The sequence below is a fragment of the Pseudoalteromonas arctica A 37-1-2 genome (assembly GCF_000238395.3).
GTDB lineage: Bacteria > Pseudomonadota > Gammaproteobacteria > Enterobacterales > Alteromonadaceae > Pseudoalteromonas > Pseudoalteromonas arctica.
The window spans coordinates 1388285-1406822 of sequence record NZ_CP011025.1 but is presented as its reverse complement, the minus strand read 5'-3'; the positions used below and the strand labels follow the sequence as shown (position 1 = coordinate 1406822).

General features: G+C 37.7%; 19 protein-coding genes. 5 read left to right on the top strand and 14 right to left on the bottom strand.

Annotation, left to right across the window (positions count from 1 at the left end):
• The 5 genes from apt to PARC_RS06320 form a co-directional block, all read right to left on the bottom strand.
• Positions 1-546, bottom strand: coding sequence for an adenine phosphoribosyltransferase (apt, locus tag PARC_RS06335; RefSeq protein ID WP_010553391.1), 546 nt, complete (start codon positions 544-546; stop codon positions 1-3).
• Positions 547-715: 169 nt separating this feature from the next.
• A complete protein-coding gene (locus PARC_RS21925) occupies positions 716-838 on the bottom strand; it encodes a hypothetical protein (RefSeq protein ID WP_002962301.1) in 123 nt (40 codons plus the stop codon).
• Between the two features lie 72 nt (positions 839-910).
• Positions 911-1663, bottom strand: coding sequence for an HvfC family RiPP maturation protein (locus PARC_RS06330; RefSeq protein ID WP_007584094.1), 753 nt, complete (start codon positions 1661-1663; stop codon positions 911-913).
• 36 nt (positions 1664-1699) lie between these two features.
• Entirely contained in the window at positions 1700-2557 is an 858-nt protein-coding gene (locus PARC_RS06325) for an HvfB family MNIO-type RiPP peptide maturase (RefSeq protein WP_021032055.1), read from the bottom strand.
• A 67-nt stretch (positions 2558-2624) separates the two neighbouring features.
• On the bottom strand, positions 2625-3218 hold the full coding sequence (locus tag PARC_RS06320; protein WP_021032056.1) for an HvfA family oxazolone/thioamide-modified RiPP metallophore: 594 nt from the start codon (positions 3216-3218) through the stop codon (positions 2625-2627).
• 225 nt (positions 3219-3443) lie between these two features.
• On the opposite strand from PARC_RS06320, the gene PARC_RS06315 reads away from it, so the two are divergent.
• Complete coding sequence (locus tag PARC_RS06315; RefSeq protein ID WP_007583877.1) at positions 3444-4424, top strand: tRNA-dihydrouridine synthase; 981 nt, start codon at positions 3444-3446, stop codon at positions 4422-4424.
• A 61-nt stretch (positions 4425-4485) separates the two neighbouring features.
• Entirely contained in the window at positions 4486-4812 is a 327-nt protein-coding gene (locus PARC_RS06310) for a TraR/DksA C4-type zinc finger protein (protein ID WP_007583875.1), read from the top strand.
• Between the two features lie 16 nt (positions 4813-4828).
• On the opposite strand, the gene PARC_RS06305 is transcribed toward PARC_RS06310, so the two are convergent.
• From PARC_RS06305 to pyrC, 9 genes are all read right to left on the bottom strand, one after another.
• Positions 4829-5872, bottom strand: coding sequence for a hypothetical protein (locus PARC_RS06305; RefSeq protein WP_010553388.1), 1044 nt, complete (start codon positions 5870-5872; stop codon positions 4829-4831).
• Positions 5873-5933: 61 nt separating this feature from the next.
• Positions 5934-7193 (bottom strand): tetratricopeptide repeat protein, encoded by a 1260-nt coding sequence (locus PARC_RS06300; protein ID WP_010553387.1) that lies wholly within the window; start codon positions 7191-7193, stop codon positions 5934-5936.
• A gap of 11 nt (positions 7194-7204) precedes the next feature.
• Entirely contained in the window at positions 7205-7822 is a 618-nt protein-coding gene (locus PARC_RS06295; protein ID WP_007583869.1) for an energy transducer TonB, read from the bottom strand.
• Positions 7822-8226 (bottom strand): ExbD/TolR family protein, encoded by a 405-nt coding sequence (locus PARC_RS06290; RefSeq protein ID WP_007583867.1) that lies wholly within the window; start codon positions 8224-8226, stop codon positions 7822-7824. The genes PARC_RS06295 and PARC_RS06290 overlap by 1 nt, the downstream gene beginning before the upstream one ends.
• Before the next feature lie 14 nt (positions 8227-8240).
• Positions 8241-8765: a MotA/TolQ/ExbB proton channel family protein gene (locus PARC_RS06285; RefSeq protein ID WP_002961709.1), complete on the bottom strand. Its 525-nt coding sequence runs from the start codon at positions 8763-8765 to the stop codon at positions 8241-8243.
• On the bottom strand, positions 8765-10129 hold the full coding sequence (locus PARC_RS06280; protein WP_007583865.1) for a MotA/TolQ/ExbB proton channel family protein: 1365 nt from the start codon (positions 10127-10129) through the stop codon (positions 8765-8767). The genes PARC_RS06285 and PARC_RS06280 overlap by 1 nt, the downstream gene beginning before the upstream one ends.
• 6 nt (positions 10130-10135) lie before the next feature.
• Positions 10136-10906 carry a DUF3450 domain-containing protein gene (locus PARC_RS06275; protein WP_010553386.1) on the bottom strand — a complete coding sequence of 257 codons (771 nt, stop codon included), beginning with the start codon at positions 10904-10906 and terminating at the stop codon, positions 10136-10138.
• A gap of 1097 nt (positions 10907-12003) precedes the next feature.
• Positions 12004-12207 carry a cold-shock protein gene (locus PARC_RS06270; RefSeq protein WP_002961702.1) on the bottom strand — a complete coding sequence of 68 codons (204 nt, stop codon included), beginning with the start codon at positions 12205-12207 and terminating at the stop codon, positions 12004-12006.
• 448 nt (positions 12208-12655) lie between these two features.
• Positions 12656-13708 carry a dihydroorotase gene (gene pyrC, locus PARC_RS06265; protein ID WP_010553385.1) on the bottom strand — a complete coding sequence of 351 codons (1053 nt, stop codon included), beginning with the start codon at positions 13706-13708 and terminating at the stop codon, positions 12656-12658.
• 290 nt (positions 13709-13998) lie between these two features.
• Between pyrC and PARC_RS06260 the strand changes: the two genes are divergently transcribed.
• The 3 genes from PARC_RS06260 to PARC_RS06250 all read left to right on the top strand — a co-directional run bounded on the left by PARC_RS06260 (position 13999) and on the right by PARC_RS06250 (position 18478).
• Positions 13999-16368: a GGDEF domain-containing protein gene (locus PARC_RS06260; protein WP_010553384.1), complete on the top strand. Its 2370-nt coding sequence runs from the start codon at positions 13999-14001 to the stop codon at positions 16366-16368.
• A gap of 403 nt (positions 16369-16771) precedes the next feature.
• A complete protein-coding gene (locus tag PARC_RS06255) occupies positions 16772-17659 on the top strand; it encodes a LysR family transcriptional regulator (RefSeq protein ID WP_002961689.1) in 888 nt (295 codons plus the stop codon).
• Between the two features lie 54 nt (positions 17660-17713).
• Complete coding sequence (locus PARC_RS06250; protein WP_010553383.1) at positions 17714-18478, top strand: YdcF family protein; 765 nt, start codon at positions 17714-17716, stop codon at positions 18476-18478.
• Positions 18479-18538 lie beyond the last annotated feature (60 nt).

Sequence of the window (18538 nt, the reverse complement as noted above, 5' to 3'; positions counted from 1 at the left end):
TTACTCGCCTTCGAATTCAACCAATTTTAGGATTTTAATACCCATTTTTTTGATGCGCTGCTCGCCACCAAGTTCTGGTAGTGATACAACAAATGCAGCATCTGTGGCTTTGCCACCTAGTTTATGAACTAATTTAGCGGTGGCTTCAATTGTGCCGCCAGTTGCTAATAAGTCATCAACTAATAATACTTTATCGCCAGGTACAATTGCATCAACATGCAGCTCTAGCGTGTCTTCACCATACTCAAGTAAGTAATCTTGACGAATAACTTCGCGTGGTAACTTACCTGGTTTACGAACTGGAATAAACGGAATGCCTAATGCGTAAGACAGTGGCGCACCAAAAATAAAGCCACGTGATTCTGTGCCAATTATTTTAGTAAAACCCTGATCTTTATATTCTGCGATAAACGCGTCAATAGTTGCTTTAAAGGCTTCTGGATTTGCCATTAAAGTGGTTACATCGCGAAACATGATGCCCGGCTTTGGATAATCAGCAATTGTAGTTATGCTGTTTTTGATAATTGCTGGTGTTACTTGAGTCATAATTTTAACTGCTCAATTGTTTATATTACAAAGCAGGTGATTATAACCTTAACTAACCTTTAATTGCGAGTTTGGCGTTACTATAAAAGAAGTATTAACTATGGGGGGTAATTAAAATAAAGTGGTTCAAGGCTGAAGTAAGCAACAGCCTTAATAAACGCTATGCATTTTAAGTTAAGCTAGTGATCCAGCCTAATATTGCATTTAAACAACCAATCCCTGCAAATACAGCTAAGAAAGCAAGAAAATAAGTAGCGTTGAACGGATCTTTAAAGTCTTTATCATCTGACATTGGTACAACCTTTTATTAAGCACGACAAATAAGGCTGCCATAATAGACGATGTAAAATCATCAATAAAGACCTTAATCTTGATTTTTTGTCACAATTACACCGCGTTCAACCATTGCATTAAGGGTAACCAATGCGCCTTGAGCAATTTGCTCTGCATTAAATTGTGGTGCATGAGCGAATACCTGCTGGCAAACGTCGTCAAATGTCGCTCCATCACTTGCCTCAATAATTGATAGTAACAAAGCAGTCATCGCATTCGTAGCCAGAAATTGAACGTCATCATCTTCATCTCTATATACAACAAAATAATTAGGCTGAGGTGATGGCTCTTTTGGTTTAAAGCGATTGCTAATATTTTGAACCGGAAATTGATAACTTAAATTTCTTGCCGTTTTCGATAAATACAAAGCAGAACTAGTAAGCGCTGTTGTTTGTAATTTTTGCTCTTGCTCATCTTCGTGTGCAATCGATACATCTAGCTCTACCCATTCATAATGTGCAAGTTCTAGCATAAACACGGGATCGTATCTTTTCATTTTATAATCACTTGATAAGTAATTAATAAACTCCCCTGCTATATCTAAAAAGTACGGCGAATGACAATCATATTCGCTAAAAAACTGGCGTACAAGAACCAGCCATTGCTTGTCTGTATATAAGGTTTTTAATACCGGAAAGCCTGATGATATAAAACCTTCAATGTTATTAAAAAATAGGTCGCGATAAATGGCCATACGTCTGTCTTCGATACCGCTGGGCTTTTTATTTTTTTTAGGCTCGCGAATATGCGCCATAAATTCGTTTTGTATTTCAATAAAGCTCATAACCAGGCACTCTTTTAATATTTATAAAGGCTTATATTAAGCTCGTTGTTTTGAAACCGTTGAAGTAATGTGTTTAGCTTGTAGCTCATGAATTATATCTAACTCTTTGGTTAAAATATTCATGGTAGGGATATTAAAATCGCGCTCAAGCAAGGTTGGAAATACGCCATGCACTTCATATGCTTTATCCAGTAGCTCCCACACAGGATCAATGACATCAGCACCATGTGTATCAACTATTAAGTCATCAGCCTCATTATAATGGCCTGCAACGTGCCCATAGGCGATACGATTAGAGGGTAACCCTGTTAAAAATGCTTGTGCGTTATAGCCATGATTAATCGAATTCACATAAATGTTATTCACATCCAGTAAAAGCTTGCAGTCTGCTTGCTCTAAAATGGTATTTGTAAATTCCAGCTCTGATAATTGCTGTCCAGGAGCGCCATAATAGGAAACATTTTCTATCGCAATTTGCTGCTCAAGTATGTCTTGTACTTGTTTAATACGAGGGACAACATGTGCTATTGCATCTTGTGTAAAAGGAATAGGCATTAAGTCATACATATGGCCTGTACCGGAACAGTAACTTAAGTGCTCACTAAAAATTTTTATATTGTGCTCTTCAAAAAAAACTTTTAAAGACTCAACAAATTCGACATCCAGTGGTTCGGGTGAACCGATAGACAGTGATAATCCATGACACACAAAATTATTTGCATCTGTTAATGTTCTAAATTGCTTTTTAAAGCGTCCACCTAGTTTTAACCAGTTCTCTGGCGCAACTTCCAAAAAATCTACTTGATTAGGTACGTGTTCAAGCAGTTCATCAAGCATTTCTCGTCGTAGGCCAAGGCCCACCATCCCGAAATCTGTACTCTGGATTTGTGTCATAACTACCTCTAACTTATCAAAAAAGGGCCTTAAGGCCCTTTTAGCATAACTTATTTAGAATAAGATATTAACGACCGCCACATTTACCTTCGCCGCACTTACCTTCTTTTTTAGTTTTTTTAGCATCGCCGCCGCATTTACCTTCACCACATTTGCCTTCTGTTTTAGCTTTTGCATCTTTTGCATCGCCGCCACATTTACCTTCACCACACTTGCCTTCTGTTTTAGCTTTTGCATCTTTTGCGTCGCCGCCACATTTACCTTCGCCACACTTGCCTTCTGTTTTAGCTTTTGCATCTTTTGCATCGCCGCCACATTTACCTTCGCCGCACTTACCTTCTGTTTTAGCTTTTGCATCTTTTGCATCGCCGCCACATTTACCTTCGCCGCACTTACCTTCTGTTTTAGCTTTTGCATCTTTTGCATCGCCGCCACATTTACCTTCGCCGCACTTACCTTCTGTTTTAGCTTTTGCATCTTTAGCATCGCCGCCACATTTACCTTCACCACACTTACCTTCTTTAGCGTCTAGTTGGTAACCTGTCACTAATTGTTGAAACTCAAATGGGTTGGCTTGTACATCTGCAGATACAAAGCTTGCAGAGCCAACAACTACTGCACCTAAAGTTAACGCGATTGTATTTTTTTTAACTGTATTCATTTTGTGACTCTCTTTAATCAAGTATTGTAAATCTCAGCAATAAAAATGTATTTTAAATTGCTTGTATGCTTAAGTAGACCTGTACGAGAATAAAAAATTTCATTTATTTTCATAATATTTACTTTTGCGGTTTCTACATTAAATATGGTTGGTAATTACAGATTTATCAATGTGTGATTTACAGGTAAACTATGCGTCCAGTTTTTTATCAAAATTAATCACTTTATGAAACTTGTTTTAGCACCTATGGAAGGTGTCGTTGATTTTAAAATGCGCCAATTACTCACAGACATTGGTGGGTTCGATTTGTGCGTTACCGAGTTTGTAAGAGTGGTTGAAACATGCTTACCTGATAAAGTTTTTCATCGATTTTGCCCTGAACTACATAATAATGGATTTACGCGAGCAGGTACTCCTGTGCGTGTTCAATTACTCGGCCAAGAAGCAAATCCGTTAGCCGAAAATGCAGTAAGAGCAATTGCTTTAGGATCTCATGGGGTCGACCTTAACTTTGGTTGCCCAGCAAAAACCGTTAATCGTAGTCGAGGGGGTGCTGTACTGCTTAAAGATCCTGACCACATGTATACGATTATTAAAGCAGTCCGAGATGCTGTAGATGATAAACATGAAGTAAGTGCAAAAATTCGCTTAGGCTTTGATGACGACAGTAACAGCCAAGAAATTGTTGATGCTGTGGTAAGCGCAGGCGCAAATAGTGTAGCTATACACGCCAGAACCAAACGTGATGGTTATAACCCGCCAGCTTATTGGGAAAAAATTCCACCAATAATAAAAGATAAAAATATTGCCGTTGTTGCCAATGGTGAAATTTGGCAAGTTGAGGACGCAATGCTTTGCCAAAAACGAAGTGGATGTACTGATTTGATGCTTGGTCGTGGCGCCCTTTCGCACCCTGATTTAGCAAAAAAAATTAAAGCTCATGTAAATAATGAACAATATGATGGCCTTCAATGGGAGCATATTATTTATCACTTAATCCACTCTGCTATTCATCAAGACCCTGCAAAAGATGAAAAGTATTTTGCTTCTCGTACAAAGCAATGGCTAGGTTACCTTAAACGCCAATACCCGCAAGCGATCGATTTATTTGATGAAATCAGGCGTTTAAAAAGTAAAGAAGATGTGGCAAGCGTATTAAATAAATACGCCAAAGCACCGCAACTTGATTCAAATCATAACGGCTAACCTAAAGCCTCTAGATAATATCAGTATAACGTGAAGCCAGTTTAATAAGGTTGTACTGATAATGCATCATCAAAAAAGACTAAACGATGAAATAGCACAAATTAAATTAAAGATATTAACTATGCTTTCTAAATCAGCCTACCCTACACATCAGCATTTAATACAAATTTTAGATAATACAGCAAACAATGAATGGTTAGACTGTGCAGCAGAGAAGCTAGGTCCTGAGTATGCGTTTTTGATCAGTCGCATGACTAAATTAGAAGCGGCGGTCAGCCAAATAGAAATTGGGCAATATGGCTACTGCTGCGACTGTGAAGAAAAAATACCAGCCAAATCACTTGAACTAGACCCCGCAACTCAACGGTGTACAAAGTGCGCACAATAAGCGCACTTTCAAATCATTATATAATTTGTTGTATAAAGCTAAATGATTGCCCTGGGTAGAGTATTATATCTTCAACTAAATATTGAGCCTCTTCTTGGGTAATTTCTAAGCGTTTCATAAGGTTTACCTTCGCCTGTGGCAAAGTCCACGCATGGTAATGAATGCCAATATCTGATTCCATCATTGCAAGCATCAATGTTTTATCTTTATCAGACATGTTCATATTGCTCGCCATTGCAGGTAAGTCTTGATAATCAGCCTGCCAATCAAGCCCTTCAATTAATTTTTCATCCGATAGATACTGCACTAAAAACGATTTTTTATGAGAAATAGACAATTTACTGTCGAATGCAACACGATCTAATACTTTTATATTTTCATTTAAAATAGTAACCCACTCTAGCGGTGAATGTACTTCGCCACTGAAGTAATTAAGTTTGCTCTGATACCACTGTGACCCATTTGGCAGGCCTCTCAGACCAACACTACCTCTAGGCTTATAACTAGTTAAATAATCGCTAAAAGCTCTTATATGACTCTTAAGCGCTGGTTGAACGTCATTACTACCTATCGCACTCAATACATAGCTTTGTAGTAGTGTGAGCTCAATTTTATTCAGCTTTAAATTGCTTTGTTTAGCACTGTCTAGCGTATCTTGGGTTAACTTAAGCCAAGTAATAATATTATCCGGCGTACTTTTTGACCCCTCAAAAGCAAGCATGTTTTTTAATACGTCTACTTGAGCCGGCCAATTAAAATAGCGCTCAGGAAAGCGCTCTGCAATAACCAAGTAGTTTACTTGTGCAATTTGATTGAGATTAAGCTCCATACCCATTAGGTTCTGATAAATAGTATGACGTTTAACTAAATACGCATCAGAAAATACCAATTGCTCTTTAGTAATCCTATCAATTTTTTTAGCGTCTGGTTGTACAAGTGCCATGTTTAAAGTTTTTAAAGCAACTTGTGCGTCTTCAAATGACTCATAAGGTTGAGGCTGCTTTGAACATGCAGCTAAAAATAAGCACAGTAGTAATGAAAAAGAGAGCTTTTTATACATAGTAGTTCCAATAAAAAAAGCCCCAGAGGGGCTTTTTATAAGTTGCTTTAGCTAATTAAAATTAAATTTTAACACCGTTGCGAGCGGCTTTGTCTTTAATATATGTAGACCAACCTTTTGCAAACTTACGTGTGCGAGGGTCATCCATAGCTTTAGTAATTGCAGCATATGCTTGCTTATACTTACCTTGATAGTAATACGCTTCAGCTAAATCTGAATAAATAGTACCTTTTTTGTCAGAGCCAAGCTCTAATGCTTTGTTCAAACGAACAACAGCAGCACTGAATTTTTCAGATTGTAAAAGTAATGAACCAGCTTTACGGTAAAGTTCAGCGTCGTCATCAAATTTAGCAGCTTCTTCGTAGTACTTAGCAGCTTTTTCTAGATCCTTAGAGCGATGATAGTTACTAGCAATCGCGCTAACATTCTGCTTTGTACGTTTTACTTTTTCACTCTTAACGGCCTTTTCTAGCGTTACAGCTGCTCTAAAAGGGATCTCGTTTAGAGAATAAAAGTTAGATAAGACTTTATACTCAACTTCATTTTCAAAGTAACCGTTCTTGTAAGCAACTTCCATCGTTGCTAAACCTTTTTGATAGTCTTCGGTTTGTAGGTAATATTTACCTAAGCTAACCCAAGCTTTTTTATCATCAGGCCATACACGAACAATCTCTTCGCCAATCTTAACCATGTTTGCATAATCTTTAAGTTCAAAGTATGCACCCAGTTTTAATTGGTAAGGACCTTTATTAGGTTCTTTTTGAAGTTTAATTGCCTTATCTGCTGGTTCAAAAACATCACGAAATTGCTCTAACTGATAGTTAGCTTGGGCAATACGCGTGTAAACCGTAGGATCTTCTTCACCGGTAAAATCCATCCAAGTAACATAAGCTTTTTTGGCTTCTTGATACTTTTCTGTGCCAGCGTATAAATCACCTAACAGCTTTAGAGTTTGTTCTTGATCAGCAAAGTTTAAAACATCAGGGGCAACTGCTTGCTTAGAGTACTTAATCGCTTCGTCATACTTTTCTTTTTGAGCGTACATGCTACCTAAGTAACGATTTACGGTCGCTTTATCAAAGTCATTCGAAGGTTCAATCTCTCTAAGCAAAACAATTGCTTCATCAACTTTTTCTTCGTTGTACAAGTCAAATGCTTTAATTACCTTTTTACCAGTACGCTCGCCCATGATTTTAGTTTTTGCTTTTTTACGCTCTTCAATCTTTGCGTAATCTGGCGCTGCTAAAACAGATGCACTTAAAGTAGCACCCGACACAGACATAAGAATCGCAAGAGCAGTTACTTTAGAAAAATTTCTCATTACTCGCCTCCTTAGTTGCCTTGGTTAAGTTTAAAGTCTAATTGAACTTGTAAACCTGGTTGTTTCTGTGGTTTTCCGTCAATGATCTTAGGACGGTACTTCCACTTACGCAGTGCGCGTTTAGCTTCACGGTCAAAGATACGTTTTGGATCTGCGTCAATTACTTCAACGTCAGTTACTCCACCTAACTCATCAATTGTGAATGAAAGTTGTACCCAACCTTCTTTGCCATCACGTGCTGCTTGCGTTGGATATTTTGGTTCTATACGAACGATAGGTGTCGCATCACCATCTCGTCCAAATGCACCAGGACCACTTAGTCCACCAGCTGAACTACCAACATCAATGCTACCCATGTTAAATGACATAGCACCAGGGTTTGGATTATTATTTTCCGGCTGTGGCGGCTGCGGTTTAGGCGGCTGCTTTGGCGGTGGTGGAGGAGGAGGCGGTACACGCTTCCTCTCCTGCACCTTAGATTCAGGCGGATTCGTCATTATTTCGACTATGATCTGCTCTTTTTGTTCCGTATTACGGTCAGCCCCACCAGAGATGAGGAAGGCCATGAAGTAGAACAAGCCGAAAGTAACTGCCCCACCTGCAATCAGTGAAAACAGAAAACGAATCATTACTGATCTCCAGCTATTGAAATTCTAAGGTTGTCACCCGTCGCTTTAATCTGGTCCATAACTTTAACCACTGTGCCGTGTTTAGCTTCTTTATCAGCTTGTATAATCACAACTTCAGTAGGTTGTTCTGCTAATAAACTTTCGATTTTTGCTGAAATACGTTCAACATCAATTTGTTGTTTATCAACCCAGATTTCGCCGTTACTACGAATAGCAATAAAAATGTTAGCATTTTTTTGCTTAGTAGCTTGGGCAGCTTTTGGTTTATTGACCTCGATACCAGCCTCTTTAACGAACGATGTAGTTACGATAAAGAAAATAAGCATGATAAATACGATGTCAAGCATTGGCGTCATATCAACCGCTGCTTCTTCTTCTTCACGAAAACGTTGTTTACGTGCCATATTTAATTCTCTCTCTAGTGATGAGGCATACTATCAATAAGTTTGGCTTTCACCATTTTAGCTTTTGTCTCAAGACGTGAGCTAAAAAATACTCCAGATAGTGCCGCAACCATTCCAGCCATTGTTGGGATTGTTGCCATTGAAATACCTGATGCCATTAAACGTGCGTTACCTGTGCCCTGGTTGGCCATGGTTTCAAAAACCGAGATCATACCAGTAACAGTACCAAGTAAGCCTATTAAAGGACAAACAGCTACTAATGTCTTAATCAACAACATACGCTGATCTAATTTTTCAGACGCTTCAGAAATCCATGCTTCACGGATTCTGTGTGCGTACCAAGACGTAGTGTCTTGGCGGGCATCCCACTTTGCTACAATTTCTTTCGCTGTGCGAGGAAACTCTGCAAGTAGAAACCAATAGCGCTCAATCATTAAAACCCACATCAGAAAGAGTGCTATCGCGACCACGTATAAAACCTGGCCGCCTGTGCCAACAAAATCCCTGATAGATTCCCATATCTCCATCAGGACTAGCATTAGGCTTTCTCCTTCTCCGCGTGAGTAGCAACGATACCCGCGCTTTGCTCATCAAGGATGTGTAATACCGACTTACTACGACCAGCTACAAGAGCATGAAGTAGAATTAGTGGTAATGCAGCAATTAGACCTAGCGCTGTAGTTACAAGTGCTAGAGAGATGTTACCTGCCATGATCTTCGGATCACCCGTACCGAACAATGTGATTGTTTGGAACGTTAAGATCATACCGATTACTGTACCTAGTAGACCTAGTAACGGTGCGATTGCAGCAAGAATCTTAATTATGTTGATACCAGCTTCGATGCGCGGCGTTTCACGTAGAATCGCTTCATCAAGTTTAAGCTCAAGGTTTTCAACATCTTGGTTCTTGTTGTCATGGTACACTTTAAGAATACGACCCAGTGGGTTATTTGTATTCGGTGTAGCAACATTTTTAAGCTGGCTCTTAATCTTACTAGTAGTAAGTGTAAGGTCAACAAAGCGAATTAGAGTAATTAGCATACCTAAAGCTAGTAAAGCTGTAATGATATAACCAACTACGCCACCTTGATGGAAGTATTCCATAAGTGTCGCTTTTTGAGTGTTGATACGTAAGATAGCACCACGAGTCGGATCGATATAAACACCAGCGTAGTTATCTGGTGATGTATTTTCAAGATCAGTGATACCGTCTAAAATATAGCTATCAGGCTGTTTACCTAGAGGCTGAATAGACTTAGTTTCTGGTGAATAAATTAAGTAACCATCGTCTGTAACTAAGTTAAAGTTACCGATACGCGTTACTTTCTTCATTGACGGGTTACCGTCAAGACCAGCAACTTCAGTTTCAAAAGTTGAAACTTTAGCTGATTCAGTCATTTCTGTTTGAAGTGAAATCCAAAGTTCTTCAAGTTCACGAACAGTTGGAAGTTCTTTAGCAGCAGCTAATGAACGTAAGATTTCTGCACGGCCAGGTTTCTCAGCACTAACTAGTGATGCTTCGATAGAACCGATAGCGTCTTGAGCTGCACGACGTACAACACCAAACATCTCACCCAAAGTACCTTGAGCACTTTGAAGAGCTGCTTCTTTTTCAGCTAACGTGTTTTCATTTTGTGCATATTGCTTAGTTAAGCTTTCACCACGAGACTTCTCAGAAGCAAGTTGGCTTTTAGCTTTATTAAGTAAAGATTGCTTGTCAGCACGATCTGATAAGAACTCTTGTTCACGTTTCTTATCGATTTTACCTTCAGAGATACGCTCTTGCTTTACTTGCTCAAGTATTTTATCTAGAGCTCCAGTATTTGCATGTGCATTTAACGCGGTACCTGCAGAAACAGTTAGTACTGCGGCAACAGCAAAACCTTTAAATAGTTTCTTCATTATTGATTACTCCGCGCCAAAGATAGGTAGTTTAACAAGTTCTAATGTCGCTTGCTTACGCGCCATACGAATAACTTCTTTAACAGGTTTTAGGTATTCTTCACCTAATTTTTTCCACTGTTTAGTGTTGTTATCCCACACCCAAGCATGTTTCAAGTCAAAAGACTGAGCAACGTAAGTAATACGACCTAACTGACCGATATCAACGTTAATACTTTTGCCATCAACTTCTAGTGTACCTTGTGAAGCAGATACAAGTGAGCTGTATGCTGTTTCAATAGTGTAAGCTTCAAGTACTTGACGGAATTTTTCAGACGTCGTTACAGACGCAGAAACCATGATTTCACGTAGTCTTTCAACACGTCCTAAACGCGTCTCTAGATTAAATGGAACGTCCGCTTTGATGAATTGCTCAAGCGTATCGATCATGCGATACATCAAAGGCACAACGTTTTGTTTCGTGTTATCAATCGTAGCGATTTGACGATCAAACGATTCAATAGACGCGTTTTGGCTATCAACCAAGCGCGACACGTGATCGTTATACACTTTCATAAGTTCAGTCTCATCAACAACGCTACGGTACTCAGCGATTAGCTCCTGAGTTTGACCATATACATTGTCAATTTTAGTTTGAGACTTAACCGCAGCCTTTTGAATTTGTTGACCTGCTTTTTGCACGTCATTCAAAGGATCTGCAATCACATTGCTGCTTGCAAATGCAAATGCGCCAACCAACGCAGTTGCTACAAGACTCTTTCTGATTTTAACAGACATAGTTCCCAACCAATTAAGTAATGTTACTTTTATAATTTAATTATCCTCCGAAGAGAACAACCCTGATATCTTTTAATAGATATCAACCTTCCAATAATGCTAAATGCAATTAGCGCTGTCAACTTGATGTTTACTAATCTCTGCAAATAAATAGCTAAGTTAATGCTTAAACAAAAGTACTAGCACACAATTGTTAACATTATTGCAACCAAGCTTTTGCTTAATATTTCGATTAAAGCCTTTTGAGGGGTGTATTTATTCGCATTGTACTGACATAAAACAACATTATTGCAACATTTAGCCAAAGCTGAATTCGCACTGAAAAAAAACAAAAAAAAATATAGATAGATATAACAAAAGTTATTTTTTAAACGATTTCAGCACATTTTATCTCCCCAATAACACTTCATCTGAAAAAACAAACCATTTGTCGCACAAAAAAACAACACTGGATAATCTCTAATACCGCCCACCTTGCTTTATGCACGCAATACCTAAAGCCATTTATAAAACGTGTTTCCCATAAATAGTAATAATAAGTTTCTTTTAGCAAGGCCTGAAATAGCCAAATAGCTTTCGATAATTAGACGAGTTACATTTACCGCTTTAGAGTGCTCATTAATACTATTTAACAGTTAAATTTATTTAGTAACAAAGTTAATCACAAAAAGTTGCTCAACTTTAATAATAATGGACTATAAATGATGCCTAACGCTTCCATAATAAGCTATCAGAGGCCTATAGAGGTTCCCTTGCCCATTTATAGTTAAAGTACAAAACTTCAACCTGATTGCACTAGCAAGACTTACACTAAAATTTACACAGATTGTTATTTGGCATCATTTTTATGTATATAAGTATCGGATCAGTTGGATAAATTGTAAGGGATGTTTTAAATGCGATAGAAAGTGGTTCGATTGTATAAGTTATTCAGATAATTGAATTTTAGGTTTGTATTAAAATAGAAGATTTAAGAATATATGAAATTTGTGTTCAAGGATTTAAAAAGAAGGATTTTATTAATTATGTACATAGAGAGGAATTATGGTGAAACAGAGACCTGCTTCACCAAGATGAACTAGAGTTCACATAATAAATTATGCTGCTTCTACGTTCTCAGCTTCAGGGCCTTTTTGACCTTGTTTGATGCTGAATGTCACTGCTTGACCTTCGCTAAGAGTGCGAAAACCAGAACCAGTGATTGCGCTGAAATGTACAAACACGTCAGGACCATTTTCTTGTTCAATGAAACCAAAGCCTTTAGCTTCGTTGAAAAACTTTACTTTACCAGTAACCGACATACTAAATTTTCCTGTAAGTCAATAATTAAAATTCAGCCATATTATTATGGCAATATCCTCCCTGAGTCAATGCTCAAAAATATGGAGGTACAGTACAGGAACAAGTAATAACCTAACCGGTAACCTTAAACGCAGCACAATATCCGTAAATTCAATACATAAAAACTCAAAGCAAGGTAAGATTAACACATTATATTTTTTTTCGCTCTATTAATTGGGAATTATTTATTAAAAATATAAATTTGTTTTAAATCGCCTTTAACTGACTAATTTCCAAGCAAAAACTATAAAGTATTATTGTAATATATATTGCTATAAACGCGTATAAAAGCCCTCTACGACAACAATACTGTCAAACAACGCTTCAATAACATCAAAAATACAAACAAAAAAGCCGCTTTAAAAATTAAGCGGCTTTTGGTTTAAATATAAAATATTAACTATTTAACTATTTAACAGACCAATCAATAGTATCTTCTGCTTTTATAGGCACAACTTCAGAGTCGCCTAGGGTATAACTTGCAGGTACGTCCCATGGTTTTCTTTGTAATGTTATTGTATCGGCATTACGCGGCAACTCATAAAAGTCAGGACCAAAGTGGCTTGCAAATCCTTCAAGCATGTCCAAAGCTCCAGCGTCTTCGAATGCTTCAGCGTATAACTCAATAGCGGCATGAGCCGTATATGCACCAGCACAACCACAAGCAGCTTCTTTTTTATCTTTGTAATGTGGTGCAGAATCAGTTCCTAAGAAAAACTTTTTATTTCCACTTATAGCTGCGGCCATTAATGCTTGCTGGTGAATGTTACGTTTGAGGATTGGCAAACAGTAATAATGTGGGCGAATTCCACCCGCTAACATATGATTACGATTATAAAGCAAATGATGAGCTGTAATTGTTGCTGCTACATTGCTAGGTGCATTAACTACAAACTCTACTGCATCTTTAGTTGTAATATGCTCTAGTACAATTTTAAGTTCAGGAAAGTCACTTACCACATCCCCTAAAATCGTATCTAAAAATACTTTTTCACGGTCAAAAATATCAATTGATGAATCAGTAACTTCTCCGTGTACTAACAGCAACATACCTACTTCTTGCATTGCTTTTAAAACCGGGTAAATATTTTTGACTGATGTAACACCCGAATCAGAATTGGTTGTAGCGCCAGCAGGATACAACTTTGCAGCTACTATTTTGCCCGTTGCTTTTGCTTTCTTTATTTCATCTGGTGTCGTTTTATCAGTGAGGTAAAGTACCATTAAAGGCTCAAAGGCACCTTGTGGGCCTGCTGCCATAATACGTTCTCGATAGGAAAGAGCGGTATCAGTACATGTTGCCGGCGGAACAAGGTTTGGCATAATAATAGCGCGACCCATGTATCTACTAATGTCTCGTACAGTATCCTTTAGCTGGTCGCCATCACGTAAATGTACATGCCAGTCATCTGGGCGAGTGATAGTAAGGGTTGTTACAGAGTTTGTATTATTGCTTGTCATTACTTTGTTCCAAGGCTGAATTTATTCGATCATAGGCATATGATGTTTTCGAGTAAAGATTTTATTAAAAATAATGCATATGTTGATGACATTACCGAGTTGTGTAATTAAAGCTTAATACTCCAATTCAATTGGGATTAGCCATTGTTATTACTTACAATTAATTAAAGCCATTCGTCATAATAATTTACAGCCAATTAAAACCACTCATCGCTTTATTTTGTACAAAATCCAAGATTAGGTTAACTTAGCTACGTATTTAAAAATAAAAAGAATAATATAAATTGCCTATGTCTTACAAAAATGATGCCTCAAGAGCACTTGAAATAAAAACTGATCAACTGAGTATTATCAATCAGTTCTCATCTAGCTTATTACAACTCGATACACTAGAAGAGTTATTTGAGTATGTTACAACGCATGTTGTAAACCGTTTAGGATTTGTTGATTGCGTTATTTACCTTGCCGATAACAATGCTTATACATTAAATCAAGTTGCCTCGATGGGTATTGCTCACGCCCGTGATAAATATCAAGCCGAACGTAAAGTAATACGTTTTAGTGAAGGAATTACTGGGGCTGTAGCCACAACTGGTAAAGCCGTAGTTATCGATGATGTAACAAAAGATAGCCGTTATATCGCAGATGAGCGCCCTGCCCAATCAGAACTATGCGTCCCTCTTATATATAAAGAACAAGTTTTAGGTGTTATTGATTGTGAGCATCCTATTAAAGGCTACTTTACAAACGCACACCTTGAAATTCTTACAACAGTTGCCCACTTACTCAGTGCTAAAATTAACCAGGTAAATACGGTAAATAACTTACAAAAAACAGTTGAGCAACTTAACAACGCACAGAAATTAGAAAATAGCTTATTACAAATAGCTAACCTAACCTACAAAGCTAACGACTTAGATACCTTCTTTGAAGCTTTGCATTCAATTATTAATAACTTACTTCGTGCTGATAACTTTTTTATCGCTTTATATGACAAAAAAGTAGATATACTTGACCTTGTTTATATAGTTGAAGAAGGCATAAACACCAAAACACATCAAAAAATATCTAAAGAACAGCTAAAAGACACTGCTTCATATTACCTACTGCAAACAGAGCAAACCTTATTACTCAATAAAGATGCCTTTCAAAGTCATATTGATAACGGTGATTTTAAGATGGTAGGGAGGCAATCAGAGTCTTGGTTGGGTGTTCCATTTAAAACAAGTGATCGTATAAGCGGTGTTATTGTTGTACAAAGCTACGATAAAACACTGCAATACAACGAACACGACAGCGCTCTTCTAACTTACGTAAGTCGCCAAATAAGTATGGCAATTGATAGACAACTAGCCCGACAAGAGCTCGAACATAAAGCATTGCATGACGAGCTTACCGGCCTTGCTAACCGCTCATTACTCATTGAGAGAATAAAGCATGCTATTTTACGTTTAACGCGTGCTAAAAAAAGTACTAGCCATGCCCTGCTGTATCTAGATTTTGACCGTTTTAAAAGTATTAATGATTCGCTGGGGCATGAGGTCGGAGACCATTTTCTTATAAAAATATGCGACTTAATTAAAAGTACAGTACGAAGCACAGATACATTTGCTCGTTTAGGCGGTGATGAGTTTGCTATTTTCATGGAAAATATCACACATAAAAACCAAGTTAATGAAGCTTTAAACAGAATTAAAAGCGCATTATCAAAACCTCTAAATGTAGATAGCCACTTACTTCAAGCTTCTACTAGTATTGGTATTGCCTATACCGACAACATAAACGATAAAGCTTATATATTACTGCAACAAGCTGATGCTGCTATGTATGAAGCAAAATCCACCGGGCGTGGACAAGTTAAGTTTTTTAATAACACGATGCGTAAAAAACTTAAAACCCATGCCGATATCGAAAACGACTTGCAACACGGTATAGAACACAACGAATTTGAACTCTATTTTCAGCCAATTTTTACAATTACCACAAGTGAAGTTGTCGGATTTGAAGCACTTGTGCGCTGGCATCATCCAAAAAAAGGATTTGTACCACCTAATGACTTTATACCGATAGCTGAAACTACAGGGCAAATTATAAATCTTGATTTACATTTACTTGATTTAGCCGCTCAGCAGATTTCTAATTGGCACCAGCAAGGTCATCGCTTTTTGAAAGTAACGGTTAATGTATCGTCACGACATTTTGCAAGCCTCGATTTTGTAGCGCAAATACATTCTATTTATAATAAATACCAATTACCTCTGGGTTCTTTATGTTTAGAAATTACCGAATCAGGCTTAATAGAAAATCTAGAACTCGCCACTCAAATAATAGAAGGTCTTTCACCTTTAAAAGTAAAATTGTGCCTTGACGATTTTGGAACGGGTTATTCAGCACTGGGCTACTTGCACCAACTGCCTATTCATATTTTAAAAATAGATAAAAGCTTTATTGACCACCTACAAGATTCCACCAACCCACTTGTTGAAGCCATTTTATCACTTGCGCAATCATTAAAACTTGAGGTTGTTGCTGAAGGGATAGAAACACTTGAACAATTAGCCATTTTACAATCGACCGCGTGCGACTATGGCCAAGGTTTTTTAAAGTCAAAACCGGTCGCAGCCAAAGAAGCCATATTACTTATTAATAAGCCTTTATAAAAAGAGCCAGCGAGTTGGTCGCTGGCTTAGGTATTACGTATATACTCATCCATTAACCTAAACTAAAGCTAAAAAGCAAAATGACTTTAGTTTTTAAACCACAACCTAAAGTAACCATTCCCCACCCCACACAGTTATTTATATAGTCAAAATTCACACTGAGGTGAAGCACACCGCAATCGATATACTTAAAATACAACATGAAGCAAACTCATCTAAAACTCATCAAACCAGTTTTTGAATGACTTTTACCGTTACTAATTTTAATATTTTCGCGATTCATAGCAACAAACTGCAATAAATCGCAAACTTTTAGCCATCTAGACGTTGAAACGTTTTTTGTATAGGCGTAGTATGTGGTTAATCTGAGCTGAACTCACTTTTCCCATGAGAATTTTTAAAGATGATTGGTATTAAACATTTAAAAACCATAGCAACCCTAAAAGAAACAGGATCTTTGGTTAATACAGCACGAGAGTTATTTTTGACACAGTCTGCTTTATCTCATCAAATCAAAGATTTAGAGAATAAATTAGATTGCCAATTATTTGAGCGTAAAACTCAACCAGTCCGCTTTACCCCTCAGGGAATGCTATTACTTGAGTTAGCTCACGAAATATTACCAAAAATGGAAGCGACTAAATGCCGTTTGAAAGAAAGCTTAAATCAGCCTATTTCTCAACTGCGTTTAAGTGTGGAATGCCATGCATGTTTTCATTGGTTATTGCCTACTATTAAAGAATTTAATAACTTTTGGCCTGATATAAAAATTGATTACGAGCGCGGCTTTAGTTACGACGCTATTCCTGACTTACTAAGCGATGAGCTAGATTTAGTTTTAACATCTGACATACGTGAACCCGACACATTAGAGTACGCGCACTTATTTGATTTTAAATTGAAGCTTATTGTGGCACCGGATCATGAACTTGCTAAAAAAGCGTATGTAACAGCGCTTGATTTAAAAAACGAAACTATTATTTCATACCCTATCCCGCGTGAACGCCAAGATATATTTAAGCATTTCATTCAAAATGCACGTTTTGACGGTACGTTAAAAACGGTTGACCAAGGATTACTTATTTTTCAACTAGTAAGTGCCGGCATGGGCGTTGCCGCTTTACCTGATTGGCTAGTTACACCTTATGAAAGCCAAGGCTTAATTAAATCAATTCCTTTGGGCGCTCTTGGTCTTACTCGTCCTATGTATTTAGCGATGAAAAAAGACATGAAAGATAACCCTGTTTATCGTCACTTTTTAAATACGTGTAAGCTAAATAACGGTCGATAATCATCAATATAATGAGTAATATCGCTGTAATTAACTCTACAGCGTTTAACTCTTATGTTTGTTATTAAAAAAATGATTGGTGGCTTACTTATGCCACTGCCTCTATTGGGTTTATTTGCGTGCCTGATGATCCTACTCGCATTTAAAGGCCGCAAATCAGCTCTCTTCTTATCTACTTTAAGCTTAATTGTATTACTTGCATTGAGCACACCCTTTATCGCCAATTTAATTATCCAAAATAATGAACCTGCGTCGCTTGCATTTAATACCCTAAAGCATCCAAAAATAGAAAAAATAGTTGTACTAGGTTGCGATATAAATCCAAACCCAGCACTCAGTGCTAATAATCAATTAGGTAATTGTGCACTAACGCGCTTAGTAGAAGGTGTAAAGCTAGCAAAGCACTACCCTAATGCAGAGCTTATAGTTTCAGGCGGGGGCTATCAAAATATCACTAATAGCGGGCTTATGTATCAAACGGCAATTAGTTTAGGTGTTAATAAGAGTCGTATATTCCAAAACCCAAAAGCAATGGATACAGGTGAAGAAGCTAAGTTACTGGCATCAAAATTAGTCGACTTTAAGGTTGCACTAGTAACATCTGTACTGCACATGCCACGCGCAAAAGACTTATTTAATGCTCAAGGTATTGAAGTCATAACCGCAGCCACTGATTATCATAATTTTGCTGCACTTCCATGGAGCAAACAGTTTATTCCCAATGCTCATGCCTTACTAGTGGTTACGCAATACAGTCACGAAGTAGTAGGAAACACATGGATAAGTTTGCGCCGCTGGATAGATCCAGAGGCGCTGTAACTCATTTCGTCTAACTAACCTGATGTAATGGTCTCCTCCCTATACGGCATCTATGTGCCA

Excerpts from the sequence above, each read along its gene's own strand:
- apt (WP_010553391.1), bottom strand. The coding sequence starts at position 546 with ATGACTCAAGTAACACCAGCAATTATCAAAAACAGCATAACTACAATT.
- PARC_RS21925 (WP_002962301.1), bottom strand. The coding sequence starts at position 838 with ATGTCAGATGATAAAGACTTTAAAGATCCGTTCAACGCTACTTATTTT.
- PARC_RS06330 (WP_007584094.1), bottom strand. The coding sequence starts at position 1,663 with ATGAGCTTTATTGAAATACAAAACGAATTTATGGCGCATATTCGCGAG.
- PARC_RS06325 (WP_021032055.1), bottom strand. The coding sequence starts at position 2,557 with ATGACACAAATCCAGAGTACAGATTTCGGGATGGTGGGCCTTGGCCTA.
- PARC_RS06320 (WP_021032056.1), bottom strand. The coding sequence starts at position 3,218 with ATGAATACAGTTAAAAAAAATACAATCGCGTTAACTTTAGGTGCAGTA.
- PARC_RS06315 (WP_007583877.1), top strand. The coding sequence starts at position 3,444 with ATGAAACTTGTTTTAGCACCTATGGAAGGTGTCGTTGATTTTAAAATG.
- PARC_RS06310 (WP_007583875.1), top strand. The coding sequence starts at position 4,486 with ATGCATCATCAAAAAAGACTAAACGATGAAATAGCACAAATTAAATTA.
- PARC_RS06305 (WP_010553388.1), bottom strand. The coding sequence starts at position 5,872 with ATGTATAAAAAGCTCTCTTTTTCATTACTACTGTGCTTATTTTTAGCT.
- PARC_RS06300 (WP_010553387.1), bottom strand. The coding sequence starts at position 7,193 with ATGAGAAATTTTTCTAAAGTAACTGCTCTTGCGATTCTTATGTCTGTG.
- PARC_RS06295 (WP_007583869.1), bottom strand. The coding sequence starts at position 7,822 with ATGATTCGTTTTCTGTTTTCACTGATTGCAGGTGGGGCAGTTACTTTC.
- PARC_RS06290 (WP_007583867.1), bottom strand. The coding sequence starts at position 8,226 with ATGGCACGTAAACAACGTTTTCGTGAAGAAGAAGAAGCAGCGGTTGAT.
- PARC_RS06285 (WP_002961709.1), bottom strand. The coding sequence starts at position 8,765 with ATGCTAGTCCTGATGGAGATATGGGAATCTATCAGGGATTTTGTTGGC.
- PARC_RS06280 (WP_007583865.1), bottom strand. The coding sequence starts at position 10,129 with ATGAAGAAACTATTTAAAGGTTTTGCTGTTGCCGCAGTACTAACTGTT.
- PARC_RS06275 (WP_010553386.1), bottom strand. The coding sequence starts at position 10,906 with ATGTCTGTTAAAATCAGAAAGAGTCTTGTAGCAACTGCGTTGGTTGGC.
- PARC_RS06270 (WP_002961702.1), bottom strand. The coding sequence starts at position 12,207 with ATGTCGGTTACTGGTAAAGTAAAGTTTTTCAACGAAGCTAAAGGCTTT.
- pyrC (WP_010553385.1), bottom strand. The coding sequence starts at position 13,708 with ATGACAAGCAATAATACAAACTCTGTAACAACCCTTACTATCACTCGC.
- PARC_RS06260 (WP_010553384.1), top strand. The coding sequence starts at position 13,999 with ATGTCTTACAAAAATGATGCCTCAAGAGCACTTGAAATAAAAACTGAT.
- PARC_RS06255 (WP_002961689.1), top strand. The coding sequence starts at position 16,772 with ATGATTGGTATTAAACATTTAAAAACCATAGCAACCCTAAAAGAAACA.
- PARC_RS06250 (WP_010553383.1), top strand. The coding sequence starts at position 17,714 with ATGTTTGTTATTAAAAAAATGATTGGTGGCTTACTTATGCCACTGCCT.